Origin of the sequence: Enterobacter cloacae complex sp. P40C2 (assembly GCF_014930695.1) — a bacterium.
GTDB classification, from domain to species: domain Bacteria; phylum Pseudomonadota; class Gammaproteobacteria; order Enterobacterales; family Enterobacteriaceae; genus Enterobacter; species Enterobacter pasteurii.
In genome coordinates, this window is record NZ_JADBRP010000001.1 from 730971 (window position 1) to 753551 (window position 22581).

General features: G+C 56.7%; 27 protein-coding genes. 12 read left to right on the top strand and 15 right to left on the bottom strand.

The window, feature by feature from the left end:
- Window positions 1-7: 7 nt before the first annotated feature.
- The 10 genes from flgK to flgB form a co-directional block, all read right to left on the bottom strand.
- Window positions 8-1651: a flagellar hook-associated protein FlgK gene (flgK, locus tag IM304_RS03510; protein WP_193356300.1), complete on the bottom strand. Its 1644-nt coding sequence runs from the start codon at window positions 1649-1651 to the stop codon at window positions 8-10.
- Between the two features lie 75 nt (window positions 1652-1726).
- Complete coding sequence (gene flgJ / locus IM304_RS03515; protein ID WP_148421747.1) at window positions 1727-2680, bottom strand: flagellar assembly peptidoglycan hydrolase FlgJ; 954 nt, start codon at window positions 2678-2680, stop codon at window positions 1727-1729.
- Entirely contained in the window at window positions 2681-3778 is a 1098-nt protein-coding gene (locus IM304_RS03520; RefSeq protein ID WP_193356301.1) for a flagellar basal body P-ring protein FlgI, read from the bottom strand.
- A 12-nt stretch (window positions 3779-3790) separates the two neighbouring features.
- The gene (gene flgH, locus IM304_RS03525; protein WP_003857987.1) at window positions 3791-4489 is read right to left on the bottom strand and encodes a flagellar basal body L-ring protein FlgH; all 699 of its coding nucleotides are present in this window, start codon (window positions 4487-4489) and stop codon (window positions 3791-3793) included.
- 57 nt (window positions 4490-4546) lie between these two features.
- Window positions 4547-5329 carry a flagellar basal-body rod protein FlgG gene (flgG, locus tag IM304_RS03530; protein ID WP_000625853.1) on the bottom strand — a complete coding sequence of 261 codons (783 nt, stop codon included), beginning with the start codon at window positions 5327-5329 and terminating at the stop codon, window positions 4547-4549.
- A gap of 11 nt (window positions 5330-5340) precedes the next feature.
- On the bottom strand, window positions 5341-6096 hold the full coding sequence (locus IM304_RS03535) for a flagellar basal body rod protein FlgF (protein ID WP_148421749.1): 756 nt from the start codon (window positions 6094-6096) through the stop codon (window positions 5341-5343).
- Window positions 6097-6116: 20 nt separating this feature from the next.
- The gene (gene flgE, locus IM304_RS03540) at window positions 6117-7325 is read right to left on the bottom strand and encodes a flagellar hook protein FlgE (protein WP_148421750.1); all 1209 of its coding nucleotides are present in this window, start codon (window positions 7323-7325) and stop codon (window positions 6117-6119) included.
- Window positions 7326-7351: 26 nt separating this feature from the next.
- Window positions 7352-8062, bottom strand: coding sequence for a flagellar hook assembly protein FlgD (gene flgD / locus IM304_RS03545; protein ID WP_193356302.1), 711 nt, complete (start codon window positions 8060-8062; stop codon window positions 7352-7354).
- An 11-nt stretch (window positions 8063-8073) separates the two neighbouring features.
- The gene (gene flgC, locus IM304_RS03550) at window positions 8074-8478 is read right to left on the bottom strand and encodes a flagellar basal body rod protein FlgC (protein WP_148421752.1); all 405 of its coding nucleotides are present in this window, start codon (window positions 8476-8478) and stop codon (window positions 8074-8076) included.
- Between the two features lie 3 nt (window positions 8479-8481).
- Window positions 8482-8898 carry a flagellar basal body rod protein FlgB gene (gene flgB, locus IM304_RS03555; protein WP_148421753.1) on the bottom strand — a complete coding sequence of 139 codons (417 nt, stop codon included), beginning with the start codon at window positions 8896-8898 and terminating at the stop codon, window positions 8482-8484.
- A 157-nt stretch (window positions 8899-9055) separates the two neighbouring features.
- Here flgB and flgA point away from each other — a divergent pair, with 157 nt between their 5' ends.
- The 3 genes from flgA to flgN all read left to right on the top strand — a co-directional run bounded on the left by flgA (window position 9056) and on the right by flgN (window position 10532).
- A complete protein-coding gene (gene flgA / locus IM304_RS03560; protein WP_193356303.1) occupies window positions 9056-9715 on the top strand; it encodes a flagellar basal body P-ring formation chaperone FlgA in 660 nt (219 codons plus the stop codon).
- 93 nt (window positions 9716-9808) lie between these two features.
- On the top strand, window positions 9809-10102 hold the full coding sequence (gene flgM / locus IM304_RS03565; protein WP_148421755.1) for a flagellar biosynthesis anti-sigma factor FlgM: 294 nt from the start codon (window positions 9809-9811) through the stop codon (window positions 10100-10102).
- 4 nt (window positions 10103-10106) lie between these two features.
- Window positions 10107-10532 carry a flagella biosynthesis chaperone FlgN gene (gene flgN, locus IM304_RS03570; RefSeq protein ID WP_176610636.1) on the top strand — a complete coding sequence of 142 codons (426 nt, stop codon included), beginning with the start codon at window positions 10107-10109 and terminating at the stop codon, window positions 10530-10532.
- Between the two features lie 59 nt (window positions 10533-10591).
- Here the strand turns inward: flgN and murJ are convergent, their stop codons facing one another.
- The 4 genes from murJ to rimJ all read right to left on the bottom strand — a co-directional run bounded on the left by murJ (window position 10592) and on the right by rimJ (window position 14409).
- Window positions 10592-12127, bottom strand: coding sequence for a murein biosynthesis integral membrane protein MurJ (murJ, locus tag IM304_RS03575; protein WP_148421757.1), 1536 nt, complete (start codon window positions 12125-12127; stop codon window positions 10592-10594).
- Window positions 12128-12237: 110 nt separating this feature from the next.
- Window positions 12238-13161, bottom strand: coding sequence for a Gfo/Idh/MocA family protein (locus IM304_RS03580; RefSeq protein WP_193356304.1), 924 nt, complete (start codon window positions 13159-13161; stop codon window positions 12238-12240).
- Between the two features lie 2 nt (window positions 13162-13163).
- On the bottom strand, window positions 13164-13814 hold the full coding sequence (locus IM304_RS03585; protein WP_148421759.1) for a YceH family protein: 651 nt from the start codon (window positions 13812-13814) through the stop codon (window positions 13164-13166).
- Between the two features lie 10 nt (window positions 13815-13824).
- Window positions 13825-14409: a ribosomal protein S5-alanine N-acetyltransferase gene (gene rimJ, locus IM304_RS03590; protein WP_047353553.1), complete on the bottom strand. Its 585-nt coding sequence runs from the start codon at window positions 14407-14409 to the stop codon at window positions 13825-13827.
- A 236-nt stretch (window positions 14410-14645) separates the two neighbouring features.
- Between rimJ and mdtH the strand changes: the two genes are divergently transcribed.
- From mdtH to IM304_RS03635, 9 genes are all read left to right on the top strand, one after another.
- A complete protein-coding gene (gene mdtH / locus IM304_RS03595) occupies window positions 14646-15854 on the top strand; it encodes a multidrug efflux MFS transporter MdtH (protein ID WP_148421760.1) in 1209 nt (402 codons plus the stop codon).
- A 119-nt stretch (window positions 15855-15973) separates the two neighbouring features.
- On the top strand, window positions 15974-16534 hold the full coding sequence (locus tag IM304_RS03600) for a lipoprotein (protein WP_017384739.1): 561 nt from the start codon (window positions 15974-15976) through the stop codon (window positions 16532-16534).
- Between the two features lie 126 nt (window positions 16535-16660).
- On the top strand, window positions 16661-17707 hold the full coding sequence (gene pyrC, locus IM304_RS03605) for a dihydroorotase (protein ID WP_193356305.1): 1047 nt from the start codon (window positions 16661-16663) through the stop codon (window positions 17705-17707).
- Window positions 17708-17781: 74 nt separating this feature from the next.
- Window positions 17782-18027 carry a DNA damage-inducible protein I gene (gene dinI / locus IM304_RS03610; protein WP_176610640.1) on the top strand — a complete coding sequence of 82 codons (246 nt, stop codon included), beginning with the start codon at window positions 17782-17784 and terminating at the stop codon, window positions 18025-18027.
- 273 nt (window positions 18028-18300) lie between these two features.
- The gene (gene bssS, locus IM304_RS03615) at window positions 18301-18555 is read left to right on the top strand and encodes a biofilm formation regulator BssS (protein WP_003858012.1); all 255 of its coding nucleotides are present in this window, start codon (window positions 18301-18303) and stop codon (window positions 18553-18555) included.
- 116 nt (window positions 18556-18671) lie between these two features.
- Window positions 18672-19790, top strand: a complete 1119-nt coding sequence (gene solA / locus IM304_RS03620; protein ID WP_193356306.1) for an N-methyl-L-tryptophan oxidase — start codon at window positions 18672-18674, stop codon at window positions 19788-19790.
- A gap of 50 nt (window positions 19791-19840) precedes the next feature.
- On the top strand, window positions 19841-19954 hold the full coding sequence (locus IM304_RS03625) for a DUF2770 family protein (protein ID WP_148421764.1): 114 nt from the start codon (window positions 19841-19843) through the stop codon (window positions 19952-19954).
- Between the two features lie 227 nt (window positions 19955-20181).
- Window positions 20182-20748: a cytochrome b gene (locus tag IM304_RS03630; protein ID WP_176610642.1), complete on the top strand. Its 567-nt coding sequence runs from the start codon at window positions 20182-20184 to the stop codon at window positions 20746-20748.
- 1 nt (window position 20749) lies between these two features.
- Window positions 20750-21328, top strand: coding sequence for a YceI family protein (locus IM304_RS03635; RefSeq protein WP_193356307.1), 579 nt, complete (start codon window positions 20750-20752; stop codon window positions 21326-21328).
- A 39-nt stretch (window positions 21329-21367) separates the two neighbouring features.
- On the opposite strand, the gene IM304_RS03640 is transcribed toward IM304_RS03635, so the two are convergent.
- Complete coding sequence (locus IM304_RS03640; RefSeq protein WP_148421767.1) at window positions 21368-22417, bottom strand: rhodanese-related sulfurtransferase; 1050 nt, start codon at window positions 22415-22417, stop codon at window positions 21368-21370.
- Between the last annotated feature and the right edge of the window lie 164 nt (window positions 22418-22581).

Genomic DNA, 22581 nt, shown 5'->3' on the forward strand with positions numbered 1-22581 from the left:
CTCGTCTTTAGCGAATATTGATTAACGCGTCAAAAAGCGTATTGGCCGTTTGCAGAACCTGAGCATTCGCCAGGTAATACTGCTGGTAGCGCTGCAGGTTGCCGTACTCCTCATCGAGGTTAACCCCGGAGATAGACTGCTGCTGGTTGCTTAACTGCGTCACCACGTTGGCTTTCGTCTGGCTGCTGGTTTTCAGCGATGCCGTAGTGCTGCCTACGGTACTGACCAGCGCGGCATAGGCGTCGTTGAAGGTTTTGTTGCCGCCAACGACTTTGCTGTTTTGCAGATCCACCAGCGCCTTGCCGTTACGGTTATCGCTCTCGCCGCCGTCAGCGGCTTCCGCCATCGCCAGCTGGGATTCATCAGAGATAGCCACGCTCATGTTGACGATGCTGTTAACGACCGGCTTGACGATAAAGCTGTCTTTAGGGGCGGCGGTGCCGGAGACGTTCACCGTCAGGCCGTCAAAGGTCATCTTACCGCTGGCATCCGGCGTGGCCTTGAAGGAGGTTTTGTCAGCCAGACGCGTAACCGTCCAGTCGGTACCGTTAAACTCGAGCCTGTAATCGGTCGCCTGCACGTCCGAGCTTTTCGCTACGGTAGCCGTCACGCTCGCGCCGGGCAACGAGTTTTTGCTGTTGCTCACCACGGCCGGCGAGCCAATGTTAAACAGCGCTTTACCCTGATCGCCGTTGGCATCGAAGCCCTTTTCATGCTGGGTATTCATCGCATCGGCAAAGGCCAGCGCCAGCTGGTTCAGGGTATTACGCGCTTTATCCAGATCTTCCGAACGGAACGTTAACAGGCCGCCCAGCGATCCGGTGTTCAGCGCTTTTTCAGGAATTTCAATCGCGCCCGCGACTTCATCAACATACGCCACCGCGATGCGGGTTGGGTCTGCGCTGGAGCTTACCGCTGCCAGCTGATTCGCCTTGCTGCCCTGAACCAGGCTATAGCCGTTGCCGAACGAAACGTTATAGGTACCGCTGTCCTGGACAGAGACCTCAACGCCGACAATCTTGTTCAGTTCGCTGACCAGCTGATCGCGCTGATCGAGCAGGTTGTTTGGCGATGCGCCAGCCCCCACGCCCGTCAGACGGGAAATCTGATCGTTGAGGTTAGCGATCTGCTGCGCGTAGTTGTTGATCTGATCGACGCTGGTCGCAATCGCGGTATTCACCTGCGAATCCTGATCGCGGAGGTACTGATCGTTAACCTTGAACTGGTTTACCAGCCCATCCGCCTTGCCCAGCACCGTCTGACGGGCAGCCGGATCTTCGGCGTTGCTCACCAGGGTTTGCAGGCTTTTGAAGAAATCCTGCAGCGTGCTGGAAACGGAGTTGGTGGTATCCGAGAGCACGTCGTCAATCTTTGACATCTGCTGGTAGCGCGTGGTCAGCCCGCTGCTCTGGTTCTGCGCCGCGCGCAGCTGGTTGGTGATAAAGGCGTCATATTCACGCTGAACACCGGAGACATATACTCCGTTACCCACCCAGCCACCGCCGGTCAGGGTGCTGTTTGATGCCCCCAGGATGGTAGTCTGGCGGGTATAACCCGCCACGTTATAGCTTGAAATATTATTACTGACGGTATTGAGTGCCGACTGGGCAGCACTGAGGCCACTCATGGCGCTGTTAATCAAACTGGACATGGGGGTTCCTTTTATACGTTCAGACACGAGTCCTGATGAAGGTTATCGGCAACCTCCACCGGGACTTGAGAACTTTCAGAACAGATTTTCGAGATCGGCGCTATAGGCTTTGCTGACCTTCTCGGACATGGATTTCAGCTGCTGGATCATGCTGGTCAGCTTGCGGGCATAGTTAGGATCGGTGGCGTATCCGGCATTCTGCAACGCCTGTGCGCCCTGCTCCGGCGTGGCTGCTTGCGTCACGGCGGTATAGCGCGGATTTCGGCTCAGCAGCCCGACATAATCCGACAAGGCTTCCAGATACGAACTGTAGACGCGGAATTTGGCCTTCACCTTCACTGCCGTACCGTTTTCATATTCGGTGGTGGTGATTTCCGTGGTCGGCCCCTTCCAGCTTGAGGAGGCCTTCACGCCAAAGATGTTAAAGCTCGGCTCGCCGTTTTCCCTGCGGATTTGCCGCTGCCCCCAGCCGGACTCCAGCGCCGCCTGCGCCAGGATCAGGTGGTGCGGCACGCCGCTCTCCTCGCTGGCGAGACGGGCGGGCAGCGAAAGCTGCGCCAGGAAGTCTTTGCTGTCTCCGGAGAGCGGTTCGCCACGCGCCTCTGCCGGCTTCGGCATCGCCTTACGCACCATCTGCGTCAGCGCCTGATTCTGATAACTGGTCACCTTTTCCAGATCGAACTTCAGCGGCACCTGCTGTGGGGCCTCCTCTGGCGGAAGCCCCTGCGCCGCTGCGGTCTGCTTAACAATCATGTCCGCCAGGCCGAGCCCTTTACCGGCGGTCATCTGCTGGGCAATCTGCTGATCGTACATGCTGGTGTAAAGCCGCGTGGAGTCGCTGCTGAACATGCCGTCTTTCGGCAGCGTTTCACGCATGCTTTTCAGCATCATCTGCACGAACATGCCTTCCACCTGGCGGGCGACCGGGCGGATATTCGCCGCCGGATCCTGGCCTGCTTTGGTTTTCAGCTCGTTGAGCGACTGGGCATCCCAGGCGGCACTGGTCAACAGTTTGCTATCGGTCAGCATTTAGATGATTTCCAGTTTGGCGCGCAGACAGCCTGCGCTTTGCATGGATTGCAGAATGGACATCAGATCCATTGGCGTTGCACCCAGCGCGTTCAGGGCACGTACCACGCTGTTCAGGTTGGCGCTGGAGCGCACGCTCTGCAGCGAACCGCCGCTCTGACGTAAATCAATCTGCGTTTGCGGCGTCACTACGGTCTGGCCGCCGCCGAACGGCGTATCGGGCTGGCTGACGTTGGCGGAACGGTTAACCGTCACGGAGAGGTTACCCTGCGCTACGGCACAGCTGTCCAGCGTCACTTCACGGTTCATGACCACCGAGCCGGTACGGGAGTTGATGATCACTTTCGCGTCCTGAAGCGGCACGTTCACTTCCATATTCTGGATATCGGCCAGCATTCGCACCTGGTTACTGCTGCCCGTAGAGGTACGGATCTGCACGGTGCGGGCATCCAGCGCGGTGGCGCTGCCGTAGCCGCGGCTGCGGTTGATGGTGTCAGCGATCTGCTGCGCCATCGTGAAGTCTTCCGTATTCAGCTGCAGGTTAATGGTGTTGCCGGTGCCGAATTGGGTCGGCAGCTCACGCTCGATGATCGCGCCGTTGGTAATGCGTCCACCGTTCAGCTGGTTCACCTGCACGCTGCTGCCGCCCGCCGACGCGCCTGCCCCGCCAACCAGAATATTGCCCTGCGCCAGGGCGTACACTTGGCTGTCGACGCCCTTCAGCGGGGTCATCAGCAGCGTGCCGCCGCGCAGGCTTTTGGCGTTACCCATAGACGAGACCACCACGTCAATGGTCTGTCCCTGGCGCGCAAAGGCCGGATAAGACGCGGTCACCATCACGGCCGCCACGTTTTTCAACTGCATATTGGTCCCGGCCGGTACGGTAATACCGAGCTGGGAGAGCATGTTGTTCAGGCTCTGGGTGGTGAACGGCGTCTGGGTCGTCTGGTCACCGGTACCGTCAAGCCCCACCACCAGGCCATAGCCAATCAGGGAGTTTTCACGCACGCCCTGCACGCTAGTGAGATCGCGAATGCGGTCGGCCTGCGCAACGGCTGCAACCAGCGACAGCGCCACGGCGAAGAGAAATTTATACATAGGTCACCTCGCTTACATCGGCGATAGGTTAAGGAAGAAGCGCTGCAGCCAGCCCATATTTTGCGCCTCGTTGATATAGCCGTTGCCGACGTATTCGATGCGCGCATCCGCCACCTGGGTGGACGGTACGGTGTTGGTGCCGCTGATGGTGCGAGGGTTAACCACGCCGGAGAAGCGAATGAATTCCGTGCCCTGGTTAATGGCGATCTGTTTTTCACCCACCACGTGCAGGTTGCCGTTCACCAGAACCTGGTCAACCGTTACCGTCAGCGTGCCGCTGAAGGTATTGCTGGCGTTCGCCCCGCCTTTACCGTTAAAGGTGTTGCCGCCAGAGGCTTCCACGTCCGCACGGGCGTTGCCGAACAGACCCTGCAGATAGCGCGGCACGGTGTCGAAGCCAAAATTGGTTTTGCCGTCGCGGCTGGCGTTCGCCGACGAGCTCTTGCTCGCGCTGACGTTTTCCTGCAGCACAATGGTCAGCGTATCGCCAACGTTACGCGGACGACGGTCTTCAAACAGCGGCTGATAGCCGTAGTTAATCGGCTGCGCGGTCTGGAAAATGGAGCCGTTCACCACCGGCGCGGGGCCGGGAACGGGTTGGGCGGTAGTCGCACCCTGTACCAATGGTTTAGACGGGATCCAGGCACACCCGCTGAGGGTGACGGCCAGAACTGTCAGTATCGGATAACGAAACGCCGCGTTTTTTTGCATTGCCTTCATCTTCGAAAACAGGGAGCCGGTGCGGCGTTTACCGCACCGGGCTACGCCTTAGAGTTGCGTCAGTTTTTGCAGCATCTGGTCGGTCGTCGACACTGCTTTACTGTTAATTTCATACGCGCGCTGAACCTGGATCATATTCACCAGCTCTTCCGCCACGTTGACGTTCGAGGTTTCTACATACCCCTGATACAGCAGCCCCGCACCGTTCAGGCCCGGAGTACTTTCATTTGGCGTACCGGAGGATTGCGTTTCGGTGTAGAGGTTCTCGCCGATGCTTTCGAGGCCGGTATCGTTCATGAAGGTCGTCAGGTTGAGCTGGCCAACCTGAACCGGTGCCGCCTGGCCCTGCTGAGTCACGCTTACGATGCCGTCACGACCAATGGTAATGCTCAGGGCGTTCGCCGGAATGGTGATCGCAGGCTGAACCTGGAAACCGCCCGCCGTCACCAGCTGACCGTTCTGATCCACCTGGAAGGAGCCATCGCGCGTGTAGGCAGAGGTGCCGTCCGGCAGCTGGACCTGGAAGAAGCCCTGGCCTTTAATAGCAACGTCTTTACTGTTGTTGGTCTGGGACAGGTTACCCTGGCTGTGCAGACGCTCGGTGGCAACCGGGCGCACGCCGGTACCGATTTGCAGACCGGACGGCAGCGTGGTTTGCTCGGATGACTGCGCCCCCGGCTGACGAATCGTTTGGTAAAGCAAATCTTCGAAAACCGCACGCTGGCGCTTGAAACCGTTGGTGCTGACGTTTGCCAGGTTGTTGGCAATCACATCCATGTTGGTTTGCTGGGCGTCCAGACCGGTTTTCGCGATCCATAAAGAACTGATCATAATGAGTCCTGTTAGCTGATAGCCAGAAGTTGGTTAGCCTTGCCCGCGTTTTCATTGACGCTGCTGATGATCTTCATCTGCATTTCAAAGCGACGGGCGCTGGCGATCATGTCGGTCATGGCTTCTACCGGTTTGACGTTACTGCCTTCCAGCACGCCGGACATCACGCGGATGGTCGGGTCGGCCTGTAACGTCGCACCGCGGGCGGCCTGGGCCGCCTGGGTCAGACGGAACATCCCGTCATCGCCACGCTGCACTTCATTGCCTTCCGCTTTCACCAGCTTGAGGCGACCAACGGGCGCAACGGTGTTGGCCGGGTCGCCCGGATTTAACGCCGAAATCGTCCCGTCTGCCGCAATGGTCAGCTCTGACCCTTCGGGCACCGTCAGCGGTCCCGCTTCACCCATAACCGGATGACCCTGAATCGTCAGCTGTCCGGTGGCGCTCACCTGAATATTGCCGTTACGGGTATAACCTTCCCCGCCGTCAGGCGTCTGCACCGCCAGCCAGCCGTCCTGCTGAAGGGCAACGTCCAGCGGACGCGCGGTGTAATCCATCTGGCCCGGCGTCATGTCGGCGCCCGGCGTGGAGGCGGTCACCAGCGTACGCGTCGGCAGCGTCAGACCTTCTACCGGCACCGCGCGCAGGGCGTTAAGCTGGGCACGAAAGCCAGGCGTTGAGGCGTTCGCCAGGTTGCTGGCGGTAACAGCCTGCTGATTGAGCGTCTGGCTTGCCGCGCCCATCGCTGTATATATTGCGTGATCCATTGCGCTTTCCCGTCAGCTGCTTAACGCAGGTTAACCAGCGTGTTGAGGATCTGATCCTGGGTTTTGATGGTCTGCGCATTGGACTGGTAGTTACGTTGCGCGACGATCATGTTCACCAGCTCTTTACTCAGATCGACGTTGGAGGCTTCCAGCGCGCCGTTGGTCAGCGTGCCGAAGTTACCGGAACCCGCGGTACCCAGCAGGGCAACGCCGGAGGACTGGGTGGCAGACCAGACGTTATTCCCTTCAGACTTCAGACCTTCGTTGTTGGCGAAGTTTGCCAGCACGATCTGGCCCAGCACCTGGGTCTGTTCGTTTGAATAGTTACCCACAACGGTGCCGTCATCGTTAATCTGGTAGCTCACCAGATCGCCCGGCTTGTAGCCGTTCTGGTTAGTCGCCACGATGTTGTTCGCGCCGGTGTTTTGCTGCATGGAGTTAGCGAAGCTCATGGCAAACGTGGCCGGCGTTGCACCCGGAACGGTACCCGTCGTGATATTGACGTTTCCGCCGCCCGTCAGCACGCCGCTCTCGTTAAAGGTCAGCGTGGTCTCTTCCGTTATCGCGCCGCCCGCCACGCTGCCGTCCTGGGAAAAGACTTTCCACGAGTTGGCCGGCGTTGCGTTCTTAACGTAGAACAGGTTCATGTTGTGGGCATTACCCTGGCTGTCAAACACCGTCACGGTGCCTTTCTTGTTGTAAGAGTCAGGGTTGGCCGGGTCGAAGGCGACAGTTGGCGCGGTATCGGTGGAGTTGAGGTTGATCTGCTGAGAAGCCGTGGTGGTGGATTTCGCCGCCATCAGCGTCGTTGGAATGGAAATCGCCTGCGGGTTCGCACCGGTTTGCACCGTTGGCGGCGTACCCGCAACCGGATAACCGGTTAACTGAAGCCCCTGCATGTTCACCAGGTTACGGTTTTCGTCCAGCTTGAACTGGCCGTTACGGCTGTAGAACACGGAACCGTTAGCATCCACCATGCGGAAGAAACCGTTCTGGCTGATGGCAACGTCCAGACCGCGACCGGTATTGGTGGTCGTGCCGTCGGTGAAGTCCTGGGTGATGCCCGCGACCTTCACGCCCAGGCCCACCTTAGAGCCTGCAAACATGTCTGCGAAAGACGCAGTACCGGATTTAAAACCATAGGTCGCGGAGTTGGCGATGTTGTTGCCAATGACGTCCAGGTTGGTGGCCGCAGCATTCAGGCCGCTGACCGCTTGAGAAAAGGCCATGACTTACTCCTGATAAGTATTAAGGCTTAGATAATCTGCCGAACTTCGTCGAGCGTGGTGGTACCGGAGGTACCCAAATCCAGTTTGTTTCCGTCGCTACCCCGGATGACGCCCTGAACCAGCGCAAACTGCAGCGGCTGAGCCACCAGCTGGGTGGTACCGCTGCTGGCGCTAATCGCCACCTGATACGATCCGTTAGGCGCTTTGGTACCGTCGGTCAGGCTGCCGTCCCAGGTAAAGGTATGGACGCCCGCTTTCAGCTCGCCAATCTCAATCGTGCGCACCACGTTACCGCTGGCGTCTTTGATGGTGGCGGTGACCTTGTCTGCCGGCTGCTGCAGCTCAACGCCAAACGGCGTGGTGGTGGTAATGGACGTGCCATCGGTGGTGCTGGTGCCAGCCAGAATAGTGGTGCCCGGAATCATCACCCCGTGGCCAATCAGGTTGGCGGCCTGCAGGGACTGGCTGTTGTCGATTTGTCCGGAAACAGAGCCGAGCGTGGTGTTCAGCTTCTCGATGCCGCTGACGGTACTGATCTGCGCAAGCTGCGTGGTCAGTTCGTTGTTCTGCATCGGGTTGGTAGGGTCCTGGTTCTTCAGCTGCGCCACCAGCAGGGTCAAAAAGCTGCTCTGTAAATCGGAGGCATTACTTCCCGTGAGGGAGCTGGAACCGGTGGCGCTTCTGGCGCTGTTGACGCCCGTATTTGTCGGGTCATTCACGTTTACGGCGATGGACATGCGTGTCTCCTTTACTGGCCGAGAGTGAGTGTTTTGAGCATCATGCTCTTCACGGTATTAAGCACTTCGACGTTTGCCTGGTAGCTGCGGGAGGCGGACATGGAGTTCACCATCTCCCCGACGACATCCACGTTCGGCATTTTCACGTAACCGCTGGCATCCGCGAGCGGGTTTCCCGGCTCGTAAACCAGCTTGTCAGGCGCCTGGCTCTCAACCACCTCTGCCACCTTCACGCCGCCCGTTGCCGCACCCGGTGCGGCATTGACCTGAAAGACCACCTGCTTCGCGCGGTACGGCTGTCCGTCCGGCCCGGTTACGCTGTCGGCGTTGGCAAGGTTACTGGCGGCCACGTTCAGCCGCTGGGACTGCGCCGTTAGCGCCGAACCGGCGATATCAAAAATATTCAGCAAGGCCATTTACTAGTTGCCCCCCTGCAGGACGGTCATCATGCCTTTGATTTGTCCGCCGAGCAGCGTCAGGCCTGTCTGGTATTGCAGGCTGTTATCGGCAAACTGTGTACGCTCCCGGTCCATGTCGACGGTGTTACCGTCAAGCGAGGGCTGATCGGGAATACGGTAAAGCAGGTCGGTTGGTGGCGCGGTCATCGCCTGAGCGGGAATATGACGTGAAGACGTCAGGGCAAGTGCGACACCCGTTCCTTCGGCACGTCCACGCTCCATCACTTTTTTGAGTTCACTGGAAAAATCAATATCGCGCGCCTGATACCCCGGGGTATCCGCGTTAGCGATATTGGCGGCTAAAATCTCCTGCCGCTGGGCGCGTAAGTTGAGCGCTTCCTGCTGAAAACGTAACGCGGCGTCGAGTTTATCGAGCATGTCTCCTCCGCTGATGGCAAAATTTCAGTTCACAGCTTAAATCTCAGGGCGTCTCCCTTATCGACGGAATAAGCGCAAAATGCGTCGCTATTTGTTGCGTTGATGCAAAACCGCTGCGGGTAGAATTTGGTTAATTCTGGAAATGGTGGGACATGCGATGCAGACTTTAAAACGTGGCCTGGCGGTAACCCTGCTGCTTGTAAGCCCCCTCGTGCAGGCTGGGGGCGTAGAAGAACAGCTCAACGCCTTCTTTGCACAGAAGCTGGCCGGTTTTAGCGATGACGTTCGCGTGACGGTGCGTACTCCATCCAATCTTTATCCAACCTGTGAGGCACCGTCGTTCAGCGTTACCGGCAGCACAAAGCTGTGGGGCAACGTGAACGTGCTGGCGCGCTGCGCCAATGAAAAGCGCTATTTACAGGTTGCGGTTCAGGCGACGGGCAATTATGTTGTCGCCGCGGTCCCCATTCCCAGAGGCAGCCTGTTGCAGCCAGAGAGCGTGACGCTGAAGCGAGGCAGGCTGGATCAGCTTCCGCCACGCACCATGCTCGATATTAACCAGGCGCAGGAGGCCGTCAGCCTGCGCGACGTCGCGCCGGGACAGGCGATACAGCTCTCTATGCTGCGCCAGGCGTGGCGGGTAAAAGCCGGTCAACAGGTGATGGTGGTTGCCAACGGAGAGGGCTTTAGCATCAACAGCGAGGGGAAGGCACTGAATAATGCCGCCGTGGCGCAAAACGCGCGGGTCAGAATGTCCTCAGGCCAGGTGGTCAGCGGCACCGTCGGTCCTGATGGGAATATTCTGATTAACCTGTAATCTTTTTAAAGATTTCGCGGCGACTGCCGATAAATATTCAACAAATGATGATGTCAGGCGCCAACGCCGCGAACCCTCGATGAGGACAACACTATGAGCATTGATCGTACATCAGCCCTGAAGCCGGTTAGCACTGTACAACCTCGCGAAACGAATGACACGCCAGCGCAGAAAACGCGTCTGGAAAAAACCTCGACGGCTAACAGCACCAGCGTCACCCTGAGCGATGCCCAGTCGAAGCTGATGCAGCCAGGCAGCAGCGATATCAACATGGAACGCGTTGAAGCCCTGAAAACGGCCATCCGTAACGGTGAACTGAAAATGGATACCAGCAAAATTGCTGATGCGCTGATTCAGGACGCCCAGAGTTTCCTGCAGAGTAACTAATCGTATGAGTCGACTGTCAGAAATACTGGATCAGATGACGGTGGTCCTGAACGATCTGAAAACCGTGATGGACGCAGAACAGCAGCATCTCTCTTCTGGTCAAATCAACGGCAGCGCGTTGCAACGCATTACTGAAGACAAAAGCTCGCTTCTGGCGACGCTGGATTATCTCGAAAAACAGCGTCGCGCTGAGCAGGATCAGAAACGCAGCGCCAATGACGAGATGAATGAACGCTGGCAGACCATTACAGAAAAAACCCAGCATCTGCGCGATCTCAACCAGCACAACGGCTGGCTGCTGGAAGGTCAGATTATCCGGAACCAGCAGGCGCTTGAGGTGTTAAAGCCCCATAAAGAGCCTGGGCTATACGGTGCGGATGGCCAGGCAGCCACGGCACGCATTACGGGCGGGAAAAAGATTTCGATTTGACGCGATAGCGGCAGGTCATGAAGCGGGGAGCACCGTCCGGTGAACTCCCCTTTTGTCGTTTATACCGTGCGGCGGGTAAACTCTTTTACCTTGAAGCCGAGCACCGCCAGCGTGGCAAAGTAGGCCACCACGCCCACGGCCACCACAGCCATCAGGCGCATCAGACGGTAAGGCATGGTGCCCTGCGCCCAGTCGGGCATCACGTACAGCATGCCAGCCAGCGCTGCCGCCATCACCAGTACCGCGATCACCAGACGCAGCAGAAAACGTGCCCAGCCTGGCTGCGGCGTAAAGATATCCTGCTTGCGCAGCTGCCAGTACAGCAGCCCGGCGTTCAGGCAGGCTGCCAGGCCAATCGACAATGACAAACCCGCATGCTTCAGGGGACCGATAAACGCCAGGTTCATCAGCTGCGTCATAATCAGCGTCACAATGGCAATCTTAACCGGCGTTTTGATGTCCTGACGGGAGTAAAAGCCCGGCGCCAGCACCTTAACCACAATCAGCCCCATTAAACCCACCGAGTAGGCGATAAGCGCCCGCTGCGTCATGGCCGCATCAAAGGCGGTGAATTTCCCGTACTGGAACAGCGATACCGTCAGCGGTTTCGCCAGGATCCCCAGCGCCACCGCGCTGGGCAACGCCAGCAGGAAACAGAGACGCAGACCCCAGTCCATCAGGCGGCAATATTCATCGTGATTGCCGCTGGCAAAACTTTTCGACAGCGACGGCAGCAGAATGGTCCCCAGCGCCACGCCCAGCACGCCGGACGGAAACTCCATCAGACGGTCAGCGTAGTACATCCAGGAGACCGAGCCCGACACCAGGAAAGAGGCAAAGATGGTATTGATGATGAGCGAGATCTGGCTGACGGACACCCCGAGTATCGCCGGCCCCATCTGTTTGATAACCCGCATTGCGCCGGCATCTTTGAAATTAATGCGCGGCAGGACCAGCATGCCGATCTTTTTCAGGTGCGGAAGCTGGTAAGCAAGCTGCAGCACGCCGCCAACGGTCACGGCCCAGGCCAGCGCCAGCACCGGCGGGTTAAAATGCGGCGCGGCAAACAGGGCGAAGCCGATCATGCTGACGTTAAGGAACGTGGGGGCAAACGCCGGAACGGAGAAGCGGTTCCAGGTATTCAGGATCGCCCCCACCAGCGACGCCAGCGAAATCAGCAGAATATAGGGAAACGTGATACGCAGCAGCTGCGTGGTCAGGGCAAATTTATCCGCCGTGTCGGCAAAACCCGGCGCCGTCACCATGATCACCCAGGGGGCGGCCAGCATCCCCAGCACGGTAACGATCGCCAGCGCCAGCGTCAGCAGGCCGGAGACGTAGGCAACAAATACGCGGGTGGCATCTTCACCCTGCTTGCTTTTATATTCCGCGAGGATCGGGACAAACGCCTGCGAGAACGCCCCTTCGGCAAAGATGCGGCGCAGCAGGTTCGGCAGCTTAAACGCGACGAAAAAGGCGTCAGTCGCCATTCCTGCGCCAAAAACCCTGGCCACAATGGCGTCGCGCGCAAAGCCAAGCACGCGGGAAAACATGGTCATCGAGCTGACGGCCGCCAGCGATTTTAATAAGTTCATTAACGTGAAGTTCCACAACCATACGGCAAAACGCCTGCAAAGCAGGCGTTGAAGAAGCGCTTAGTCTACCGCGATTTAAACGAATTACTATCGGCAGATGTTACAGCGGGTTATTCCGACATCGCTTCGCGCCAGAGTCGTTCTACGATGCGTTGCGCCAGAATCGCCTGCTCTCCGGACGTTTCAGGAACCGTCTGATTTTGCACGCAGGTGATGAAGTGACGCGCGCAGCCGACGAAGCCCCGCTGCTCCAGCGTGCTCTGCCAGCCGGGAACGGGTAACGTGACCACGCCCTTGCCCTTCTCTTCACGCCACTCTCGCATATCGGTTACGTCATACAGCGCGCCATCCGTTACGGCCTGCACGGTCTCGCGCTGGCTGCCCGCACGGCGGTGCATGCTGGTCGTCACCTGCAAATGCTCAACGGCAAAATGATGTTCGGCGTAAACCATCTCTCCCTGCTCGTTGGTGAGCAACGTGCCGCTTTGCAGCTGCGCATTGCCGTTGCTCAGCCACAGCGCCGTGTCCACCACGTGCAGATAGTCATCCAGCAGCGTGAAGCGCAGATCGTTCGGGCCAACGCTATCGGTACGGTGCTTGTCCATTCGCAGCGAGGCAAAGGACCCGGACTGCGCCTTAAGCTGCTGGTAGAGAGGCGCGAAGCGGCGGTTGAAACCGACCATAAGCGTCAGGTTTTTACGCGCGGCCAGATCTATCAGCCTTTCAGCATCCTGCACGTTTTCCGCCAGCGGCTTGTCCACGCAGACGTGAACGCCCGCGTTCAGCAACTCGCTCACGACCTGGTAATGCGTCGCGGTCGAAGTGTGTACAAATACCGCATCGCATTCTCGGGCCAAATCCTGCAGCGAACCCGCATAAGGGATGCGCCAGGTTTCGCAGATACGCTCTGCCTTTTCGCGAGTGGGCGACCACGCCCCCTGCAGCGTCCAGTCCGACGCTGCGCCTAAAACCGGCAGCCAGGCTTTTTGCGCAATCCCGCCCAGGCCCACAACACCAATGCGTAATGTCGTCACGATTAATCTCCCAGATGAGCGAGTAAAGCATCCAGACGCTGCTTCAGCCCGGCAACCTCGTCCTCCAGCGCTTCCACGCGGGCAGCCAGGCTGTCGTTTGCCGCAGGCGTGCTGGCTCCAACGGCCAGCGCGGAAGTGTCCACGTCGCCGCTGAACAGATGCATATAGCGGCTTTCACGCTTGCCCGGCTCGCGGGCCAGGCGCACCACGTAAGGGCCGTCGTCACGGGTGGCCAGCCCGTCCAGCGTCTGTTCAACCTCCTGCATATCACGAAACTCATGCATGCGGGAGGCGCGAGTGCGCAGCTCGCCCGGCGTCTGCGCCCCGCGCAGCAGCAGCGTGGCGATCGCCGCCACTTCTGCGGCGCTGAATTTTAGATCGCCAAATTCAGAATTGCAGAAGCGCTGTTCGTACTTGGTGACGCGATTACCGAAGCCGCTGACGGTGCGCAGATAGTGACGTTTCACCAGCTCGTCGAGGGTGTCCTGCACCTCGTGTTCGGCGAGGTTCATAACCGGCTCACGGTTCGTCTTTTGATTGCAGGCCATCGTAACGGCATTGACGGAAAGAGGATACTGTTCCGGCGTCGTGACCTGTTTTTCCAGCAGGCAGCCGATCACGCGCGCTTCGGTGCCATTTAAACGATATTTCATTTTTTTCTCCTTAACGACCCGCGGTCCAGTCCTGCGTGGTGAGCGCGGTAAGAACATGGTCCCGCCACTCGCCGTCAATCAGCAGATAATCTTTGGCATAGCCCTCTTTTTCAAACCCCAGGCGGGCCAGCAGATCGCCGCTGCGCTTGTTGTGCGGCATGTAGTTCGCCATGATGCGATGAATATGTTGCGTACGCTGCATATAGCGAATCGCCGCCGTCAGCGCCTCAAACATAAGCCCCTGCCCCTGCCATTTCTGGCCAATGGAGTATCCGAGGTAGCAGGCATGAAACGATCCGCGCACCACGTTTGAAAAATTGGCGATACCAACGATCTCTTTCTCTTCCGGATCGAGAAGCGCGAAGTAAAACGCGCTTCCCTGCTTATGAAATTCCGCAATCATGCTGAGGCGCGCCTGCCAGCCGGAGGGGTAGCAGTGGCTCTCGTCCCGAACGGGTTCCCAGGGTTTTAAAAACTGGCGATTCTCGGCGTAATAATCCGCCAGACGCCAGGCATCACGCTCATGCACCAGACGAACGACCAGCCTGTCCGTTGTCAGACGCACTTTCGGCACATTACTGCGATAGCCAAACATCGATACCACTCCTTCCCGTCGCTTCTGCTCTGCCTGTTAGCTTTACTATACCTGCGCCCGTGCCTTCTGTGAAAACAGTGACATACCATTTTTATCGCTTTTTGCATTTTTCGATGAGAACTCTCTATCAAAGCACCTTTTTGATAAAAAAATATTGTCGCCTTCAGGTATGGGAAAAAGCACGGCGACACCGCAGAATGTTAGCGTGCTCACCTTTTATTTTCCCTGGAGGGAAAATGTCCCGCGTATCACAGGCCAGGAGCCTGGGTAAATATTTCCTGCTCGTCGATAACATGCTGGTCGTGCTCGGCTTTTTTGTCGTTTTTCCGCTGATATCGATCCGCTTTGTCGATCAAATGGGCTGGGCGGCGCTGATGGTCGGTATTGCCCTGGGCTTGCGCCAGTTTGTTCAGCAGGGACTGGGCGTGTTCGGCGGCGCCATTGCCGATCGCTTTGGCGCAAAACCGATGATCGTCACCGGCATGCTGTTACGCGCGGCGGGCTTTGCCACCATGGCTATCGCCCATGAGCCCTGGCTGCTGTGGTTCTCCTGCTTCCTTTCCGGGATTGGCGGCACCCTTTTCGATCCACCGCGTACCGCGCTGGTGGTCAAGCTCATCCGTCCGCAGCACCGGGGAAGGTTTTTCTCAATCTTGATGATGCAGGACAGCGCGGGCGCTGTCGTGGGCGCTCTGCTGGGAAGCTGGCTGCTGCAATACGATTTCCGCCTGGTCTGCGCCACCGGTGCGGTCTTATTTATGCTCTGCGCCCTGTTTAACGGCCTGTATCTTCCGGCGTGGAAGCTGTCGACGGTCAAAGCGCCGGTGCGTGAAGGGCTTGACCGCGTGCTGAGCGATAAACGCTTCGTGACGTATGTTCTGACGCTCACCGGCTACTATATGCTCGCCGTACAGGTCATGCTGATGCTGCCGATTATGGTTAATGATATTGCAGGCACGCCGGCGGCGGTGAAATGGATGTATGCCATTGAGGCCTGCCTGTCTCTGACCCTGCTTTACCCGATTGCCCGCTGGAGCGAGCGTCGATTCCGGCTCGAGCACCGCCTGATGGCCGGGCTTTTGCTGATGACGCTGAGCATGATGCCCATCGGTCTGGTGAGCTCGCTTCAGCAGCTGTTTATGCTGATCTGCACGTTCTACATCGGCTCCATCATTGCCGAGCCGGCGCGTGAAACGCTGAGCGCGTCACTTGCCGACGCCCGTGCCCGCGGCAGCTATATGGGGTTCAGCCGCCTCGGACTGGCCCTTGGCGGTGCGCTGGGCTACACCGGTGGCGGCTGGCTGTTCGATGCCGGAAAAGCGCTCCATCAGCCGGAGCTGCCGTGGGTAATGCTCGGCATGGTCGGCTTTATGACGCTCGTTGCCCTCTGGTGGCAGTTCAGCGATAAACGCAGCACGCGCGGCATGCTGGAGCCTGGCGCCTGACCTTCCGCGGGGACTGTTCTGCGCCCTTCACTATCGGTTTTTTCTGCTGGTTTCTGCGGGATCACCCTGACATACTGGCGTATCAGGACAGATGCGCCGATTTTATGTTGAGGAACGCCATGAAAAAGATCGTTATTGCCGCTGCGTTAATTGTCAGCGGGCTGCTGGTGGGATGTAACCAGCTTACGCAGTACACCGTCAGTGAGCAGGAAATTAATCAGGCGCTGGAAAAACATAATAACTTTTCAAAAGATATCGGCGTGCCCGGCCTTGCGGATGCGCATATCGTCCTGACGAATCTCGCCAGCCAGATCGGGCGCGAAGAGCCAAACAAGGTTACCCTTTCCGGCGATGCCAGCCTGGACATGACCTCGCTCTTCGGCAATCAGAAAGCAGATATTAAACTGAAGCTCAAGGCGCTGCCGGTCTTCAATAAAGAGAAAGGGGCGATTTTCCTGCAGGAGATGGAAATCGTCGATGCGGTTGTGACGCCGGAGAAAATGAAACCGGTGCTGCAAACGCTGATGCCTTACCTTAACCAGTCGTTGCAGAACTACTTTAACCAGCAGCCTGCCTATGTCCTGAGCGAAGACAAGAGCAAAGGCGAATCGCTGGCGAAAAAATATGCCAAAGGGATAGAGGTGAAACCGGGAGAGATTATCATACCGTTCACCGACTAACCGCACAGGGCGCTCAGGCGCCCTTTTTTTTACGGAAAAGTGTGCAAACGAAAACGTTTACGCTTATGATTTGTGTCCGGCAAAAACAGCCATCTTATGACTGATCCCTTTCAAGCCGGAGCTTCCATGACTGTACAATCCCAGGTTCTCAAAATCCGCCGCCCTGACGACTGGCATATCCATCTGCGCGATGGCGATATGCTGAAAACCGTTGTGCCTTATACCAGCGAAATCTATGGCCGCGCGATTGTAATGCCCAACCTGGTTCCGCCAGTCACTACCGTCGATGCCGCTGTCGCCTACCGCCAGCGCATCCTTGACGCCGTTCCGGCCGGACACGATTTCACCCCGCTGATGACCTGCTACCTGACGGACTCTCTGGATCCGAATGAGGTCGAGCGCGGCTTTAACGAAGGCGTGTTCACCGCCGCTAAGCTCTACCCCGCCAATGCCACCACCAACTCCAGCCACGGGGTGACCAGCATCGACGCCATCATGCCCGTGCTGGAGCGTATGCAAAAGCTGGGAATGCCGCTGCTGGTGCACGGGGAAGTGACTCACGCAGAAATTGACATTTTCGATCGCGAAGCGCGTTTTATCGAAACGGTGATGGAGCCGCTGCGCCAGCGTCTTCCGGCACTGAAGGTGGTGTTTGAGCACATCACGACGAAAGATGCCGCGGAGTACGTCCGCGACGGTAACGAGCTGATCGCTGCCACCATCACCCCTCAGCACCTGATGTTTAACCGTAACCACATGCTGGTGGGCGGGGTACGTCCACACCTGTACTGCCTGCCGATCCTCAAGCGTAATATCCACCAGCAGGCGCTGCGTGAGCTGGTCGCCAGCGGCTTCTCCCGCGCCTTCCTGGGCACCGACTCCGCCCCGCACGCCCGCCATCGTAAAGAGGCAAGCTGCGGCTGTGCGGGTTGTTTCAACGCGCCAGCCGCGCTCGCAAGCTACGCAACCGTGTTTGAAGAGATGAATGCGTTAGCGCATTTTGAAGCGTTCTGCTCCCTCAACGGCCCGCGCTTCTATGGGCTGCCGGTCAATGACACCTTCATTGAACTGGAGCGTAAGGAAAGCCAGGTCGAAGAATCTATCGCGCTCACCGATGATACGCTGATCCCATTCCTGGCAGGTGAAACCGTAGGCTGGTCGGTCAAACGCTAAAAAAACCACGCCCCCTGTTGTCAAACCGCTTAGATAACTGTATAAATACACAGTACATTGCACAGGGGGCATTTATGCGTATTGAAGTCACGATTGCCAAAACCAACGTTCTGCCTGCTGGCGCGCTTGACGCCCTGGCGGGTGAGTTATCCCGACGTATTAACAGCACATTTCCTGAAAACGGTGGCGCCGTAACGGTACGTTATGCAACGGCAAACCATCTCTCCGTCATCGGCGGAGCGAAAGAAGACAAAGAACGCATCAGCGAAATTTTGCAGGAAACCTGGGAAAGCGCCGATGACTGGTTCATCACGGATTAAAATTTGCTCCCTCATTGTGTTTTTTTGCCGGGTCGCCCCGGCTTTTTTTCGTTTCGCTTCCCGAAAGTTCAAAATATTTCAGCATCTTCTTAGAAAATCGTGAACAAGATGGCGTTTTATTGTTCGAACAATCCTAAAAACCATAAAAATGTGTTGCTACCCATTTATTTTTTCCTGCGGAACCCTTATTAATTGGTATACTGAAAATGCTTCAGAAAAACATGCATTGAACCTCAAAGTCGTTGTCTTCTAACACGCATTAAGGGGGTTATAATGGAAAAGAATAGTGAAGTCATCCAGACCCATCCGCTTGTTGGCTGGGATATCAGCACCGTAGACAGCTACGACGCGCTGATGCTGCGTTTGCACTACCAGACCCCGAATCAGCTAAACCGTGACGAAGCGGAAGTGGGACAGACGCTGTGGCTTACAACAGACGTCGCCCGTCAGTTTATCTCTATTTTGGAAGCAGGCATTGCAAAAATAGAATCTGGCGACTATCAGGAAAATGAGTATAAACGGCATTAATCTCATGCCCGCATTTTCACTCTACAGGCACCCTCGCGGTGCCTTATTTATTTCGTTCTTGTATAAGCCCGCACAGTTAATTACTCTGCTAACAAAGCGTTAGTGAAGAGAAGCCTATGACTTACGATTTAATCATTATTGGAAGCGGCTCCGTAGGATCTGCCGCCGGCTATTACGCCACGCAGGCCGGCCTGAATGTGCTGATGATCGACGCGCACCTTCCCCCGCATTCAGAAGGAAGCCATCACGGCGATACCCGCCTGATCCGTCACGCTTATGGTGAGGGTGAACGTTACGTACCGCTTGTGCTTCGTGCGCAAACGCTGTGGGACGAGCTTGCCGCGCAGACCGAGGAGCGCATATTTGAGCGCACCGGGATTATCAATCTCGGGCCAGCCGACTCGGCGTTTCTGTCCACCGTCGAAGAGAGCGCAAAAGCTTTCCACCTGGACGTCGAGCGTCTGGACGCGAACGGCATAATGGCGCGCTGGCCGGAAATTTCCGTTCCTGACGATTACATTGGTTTGTTTGAGGCCAACTCTGGCGTACTGCACTGCGAAACGGCCATTAAAACCTGGATTGATTTAGCCGCCAGGGCGGGCTGCGCGCAGCTGTTTAATTGCCCGGTTACGGCCATCAGCCACCATGCCGGGGGTGCTACGGTCACCACACCTGACGGCGAGTATACTGCGACGCGCCTGCTGGTGAGTGCGGGAACGTGGGTAACGAAGCTGCTGCCGGACCTGCCCGTCCAGCCGGTACGCAAGGTCTTCTCCTGGTTCCAGTCTGATGGACGCTACAGCAGCCAGAACAAATTCCCGGCGTTCACCGGCGAGTTACCCAACGGCGAACAGTTTTATGGTTTCCCTTCTGAAAAAGACGCGCTCAAGATCGGCAAACACAACGGCGGGCAAGTCATCACCTCTCCTGAAGAGCGCAAGCCGTTCGGGGCTTATCCGCAGGATGGCTCCGAAGCCTTTATGTTCCTGCGCAACATCCTGCCGGGCGTGGGCGGCCTGCTGTATGGCGCGGCGTGCACCTATGACAACACGCCAGATGAAGACTTTATCATCGACACCCTGCCCGGACACGACAACACCCTGATCGTAACCGGGCTTAGCGGTCACGGGTTTAAATTTGCCTCGGTGTTGGGGGAAATCGCCGCCCAGTTCGCCCAGGGTATTTCGCCTCAGTTTGATCTGAAACCCTTCGCGCTCTCGCGCTTTGACCGATAATACCTCCCCAGGCTCCGAATAACCGGAGCCTGTTTAGCAACAGAGGCGTTATGCGCAGACTGGTAAATTACCTTATCAATAACATCCGCGAGCATTTCATGCTCTACCTTCTTCTCTGGTCGCTGCTGGCGATTATCGATGTCATTTATATTGTCTTCTTCTGAAAACTCTCGCTGACGTTTACTGACACTCCCTTAAGTTTATTTAACTTCCTTTTTTTTAAAAATCAGCCCCTCAAATTTATTGAACGAAGCAATTGAAATACATTGCGGAAAAACATTCAAATTCGCTGAAATAAATTAAATAAAAATCATTATCCTTTTTTTTCAGTTGCATTATTTATTTATCACGTTCATTTTTACTGCTCGAACATCTGAAAACGGAAATTCATATGCAATGGCGAAACTCTTCCAGCCGCTACGGAATAATATCCATGTGTTTACACTGGCTATTTGCCCTTGCCGTCTATGCCATGTTTGGTCTCGGGCTGTGGATGGTGACGCTGAGCTATTATGACGGCTGGTATCACCAGGCTCCCGAGCTGCACAAAAGCATCGGGGTGCTGCTGATGATGGGGCTGGTTTTCCGTATCATCTGGCGGCATGTCTCTCCCCCGCCGCCGGCGCCCAAAAGCCACAGCCGATTCACCCGCATCGCTGCAGTTGGCGCACATATCGTACTCTATGCCCTGCTGTTGGCTATTCTTGTCAGCGGCTATCTCATTTCGACCGCAGACGGCAAGCCGATTAGCGTGTTTGGGCTTTTCGACGTCCCCGCCACGCTGGCCGATGCGGGCGCGCAGGCTGACACCGCCGGTGTGGTTCATCTGTGGCTGGCATGGAGCGTTGTGATCCTCTCAGTTCTGCATGGCCTCGCGGCTCTGAAACACCACTTTATTGATAAAGACGATACGCTTAAGCGCATGCTTGGCCGTTCGTCAGCTGACTCTGGAGCATAAAATGAAAAAACGCCTGTTGGGTATCGCATTAGGTTCGCTGTTATTTACTGCCGGTTCGGCCGTTGCCGCTGACTATAAAATTGATAAAGAGGGCCAGCACGCCTTCGTCAATTTCCGCATTCAGCATCTGGGCTACAGCTGGTTATATGGCACGTTCAATGACTTCGACGGCACCTTTAGTTTTGACGAGAAAAATCCCACTGCCGATAAGGTGAATGTCACCATCAATACCAACAGCGTTGATACTAACCACGCCGAGCGTGATAAGCATCTGCGCAGCGCCGAGTTCCTGAACGTGGCGAAATTCCCGCAGGCTACCTTCGCCTCGACAGACGTGAAGAAAGACGGGGACAAGCTCAATATTACCGGTAATCTGACGCTGAATGGCGTGACAAAACCAGTTACTCTTGAAGCGAAATTAATGGGACAGGGCGACGATCCGTGGGGCGGAAAACGTGCTGGCTTTGAAGCGGCAGGTAAAATTCATCTGAAAGATTTTAATATCACCACCGATTTAGGCCCGGCGTCGCAGGACGTGGAGCTGATTATTTCAGTGGAAGGCGTACAGCAGAAGTCGTAAAAACAGGCCCGGCCGGCAATCGCGCCGCCGGGCAGTTATTTATTCCGGGTCCGGAATACCCAGTTTCGTATTCAGTCGACCGCGGGATTTATTAAAGATCTTATTCCCGTTCTCGCGCCCTGCCCGACGGCGGCGCTGCTCCTCTTCCGGCAACACGCTCTCTTCGCTGCACAGCTCGCTACAGCAGCCGTTAAACTTTTCGGCGCAGGCCGGGCACTGAATAAACAGCAGGTGACACCCGTCGTTTTTGCAGTTGGTGTGCGTGTCACACGGCGTACCGCACTGGTGGCAGTGCGCAATCACATCTTCCGAAATGCGCTCGCCCATACGCTCATCGAACACAAAGTTTTTACCGATAAAACGCACCGGTAAGCCCTGTTCACGGGCGCGACGGGCGTATTCGATGATCCCGCCTTCAATGTGCCAGACCTTATTAAAGCCGTTGTGCTTCATCCAGGCGCTGGCCTTTTCGCAGCGTATTCCCCCGGTGCAGTACATAACGATCTTTTTGTCTTTATGTTCCTGCATCATCTCAACGGCTTTCGGCAGCTGTTCACGGAAGGTGTCGGCCGGAATTTCCATCGCGTTCTCGAAATGCCCCACTTCATACTCGTAGTGGTTACGCATATCGATGAATACCGCATCCGGATCGTCGAGCATGGCGTTCACTTCAGCGGCCTTGAGGTATTCCCCCACGTCACCGGCATTGAAGGTCGGATCGTCGATCCCGTCTGCCACAATACGTTCGCGCACTTTCATGCGCAGCACCCAGAAGGATTTTCCGTCATCGTCCAGCGCGACGTTCAGGCGCAGCCCGTCAAGCGCCGGATCAAACCCGTAAAGGCAGTCACGGAACGCGCCGACTTTGCTTTCCGGCACGCTGATCTGGGCGTTGATACCCTCACGCGCCAGATAGACGCGGCCAAACACGTTCAGGCTGGTGAAAGCCTGGTAAAGCGCATCGCGGGTGGCCTGCGGATCGTTGATGGTGAAATATTTATAGAAAGAGATGGTCGTGCGCGGCTCGGTTTCGGCTAACATACGCGCTTTCAGCATCTCATTCGAAACGCGGTTGTGTAACACTGGCATGGTGTACAAGTCCTGCAATCGTCAGAGAGAAGTAAAAATCGGTCGGCATCATATAGCAAACAAAGACAATTTACATCCACACAATTTACGCTACATTTCAGTCAACCTGATTAAACAGACTTAACAGGTACGGTCATCCTGCATGTTTCGATGACAGACATTTT

Coding starts and splice junctions, on each gene's coding strand:
- IM304_RS03585 (WP_148421759.1), bottom strand. CDS start 13,814: ATGAAATATCGTTTAAATGGCACCGAAGCGCGCGTGATCGGCTGCCTG.
- IM304_RS03625 (WP_148421764.1), top strand. CDS start 19,841: ATGCGCAGACTGGTAAATTACCTTATCAATAACATCCGCGAGCATTTC.
- flgJ (WP_148421747.1), bottom strand. CDS start 2,680: ATGCTGACCGATAGCAAACTGTTGACCAGTGCCGCCTGGGATGCCCAG.
- flgH (WP_003857987.1), bottom strand. CDS start 4,489: ATGCAAAAAAACGCGGCGTTTCGTTATCCGATACTGACAGTTCTGGCC.
- solA (WP_193356306.1), top strand. CDS start 18,672: ATGACTTACGATTTAATCATTATTGGAAGCGGCTCCGTAGGATCTGCC.
- flgD (WP_193356302.1), bottom strand. CDS start 8,062: ATGTCCATCGCCGTAAACGTGAATGACCCGACAAATACGGGCGTCAAC.
- IM304_RS03520 (WP_193356301.1), bottom strand. CDS start 3,778: ATGTATAAATTTCTCTTCGCCGTGGCGCTGTCGCTGGTTGCAGCCGTT.
- flgM (WP_148421755.1), top strand. CDS start 9,809: ATGAGCATTGATCGTACATCAGCCCTGAAGCCGGTTAGCACTGTACAA.
- IM304_RS03535 (WP_148421749.1), bottom strand. CDS start 6,096: ATGGATCACGCAATATATACAGCGATGGGCGCGGCAAGCCAGACGCTC.
- flgB (WP_148421753.1), bottom strand. CDS start 8,898: ATGCTCGATAAACTCGACGCCGCGTTACGTTTTCAGCAGGAAGCGCTC.
- flgN (WP_176610636.1), top strand. CDS start 10,107: ATGAGTCGACTGTCAGAAATACTGGATCAGATGACGGTGGTCCTGAAC.
- pyrC (WP_193356305.1), top strand. CDS start 16,661: ATGACTGTACAATCCCAGGTTCTCAAAATCCGCCGCCCTGACGACTGG.
- IM304_RS03630 (WP_176610642.1), top strand. CDS start 20,182: ATGCAATGGCGAAACTCTTCCAGCCGCTACGGAATAATATCCATGTGT.
- mdtH (WP_148421760.1), top strand. CDS start 14,646: ATGTCCCGCGTATCACAGGCCAGGAGCCTGGGTAAATATTTCCTGCTC.
- flgC (WP_148421752.1), bottom strand. CDS start 8,478: ATGGCCTTGCTGAATATTTTTGATATCGCCGGTTCGGCGCTAACGGCG.
- flgG (WP_000625853.1), bottom strand. CDS start 5,329: ATGATCAGTTCTTTATGGATCGCGAAAACCGGTCTGGACGCCCAGCAA.
- IM304_RS03635 (WP_193356307.1), top strand. CDS start 20,750: ATGAAAAAACGCCTGTTGGGTATCGCATTAGGTTCGCTGTTATTTACT.
- IM304_RS03600 (WP_017384739.1), top strand. CDS start 15,974: ATGAAAAAGATCGTTATTGCCGCTGCGTTAATTGTCAGCGGGCTGCTG.
- IM304_RS03640 (WP_148421767.1), bottom strand. CDS start 22,417: ATGCCAGTGTTACACAACCGCGTTTCGAATGAGATGCTGAAAGCGCGT.
- rimJ (WP_047353553.1), bottom strand. CDS start 14,409: ATGTTTGGCTATCGCAGTAATGTGCCGAAAGTGCGTCTGACAACGGAC.
- flgA (WP_193356303.1), top strand. CDS start 9,056: ATGCAGACTTTAAAACGTGGCCTGGCGGTAACCCTGCTGCTTGTAAGC.
- flgE (WP_148421750.1), bottom strand. CDS start 7,325: ATGGCCTTTTCTCAAGCGGTCAGCGGCCTGAATGCTGCGGCCACCAAC.
- flgK (WP_193356300.1), bottom strand. CDS start 1,651: ATGTCCAGTTTGATTAACAGCGCCATGAGTGGCCTCAGTGCTGCCCAG.
- dinI (WP_176610640.1), top strand. CDS start 17,782: ATGCGTATTGAAGTCACGATTGCCAAAACCAACGTTCTGCCTGCTGGC.
- murJ (WP_148421757.1), bottom strand. CDS start 12,127: ATGAACTTATTAAAATCGCTGGCGGCCGTCAGCTCGATGACCATGTTT.
- bssS (WP_003858012.1), top strand. CDS start 18,301: ATGGAAAAGAATAGTGAAGTCATCCAGACCCATCCGCTTGTTGGCTGG.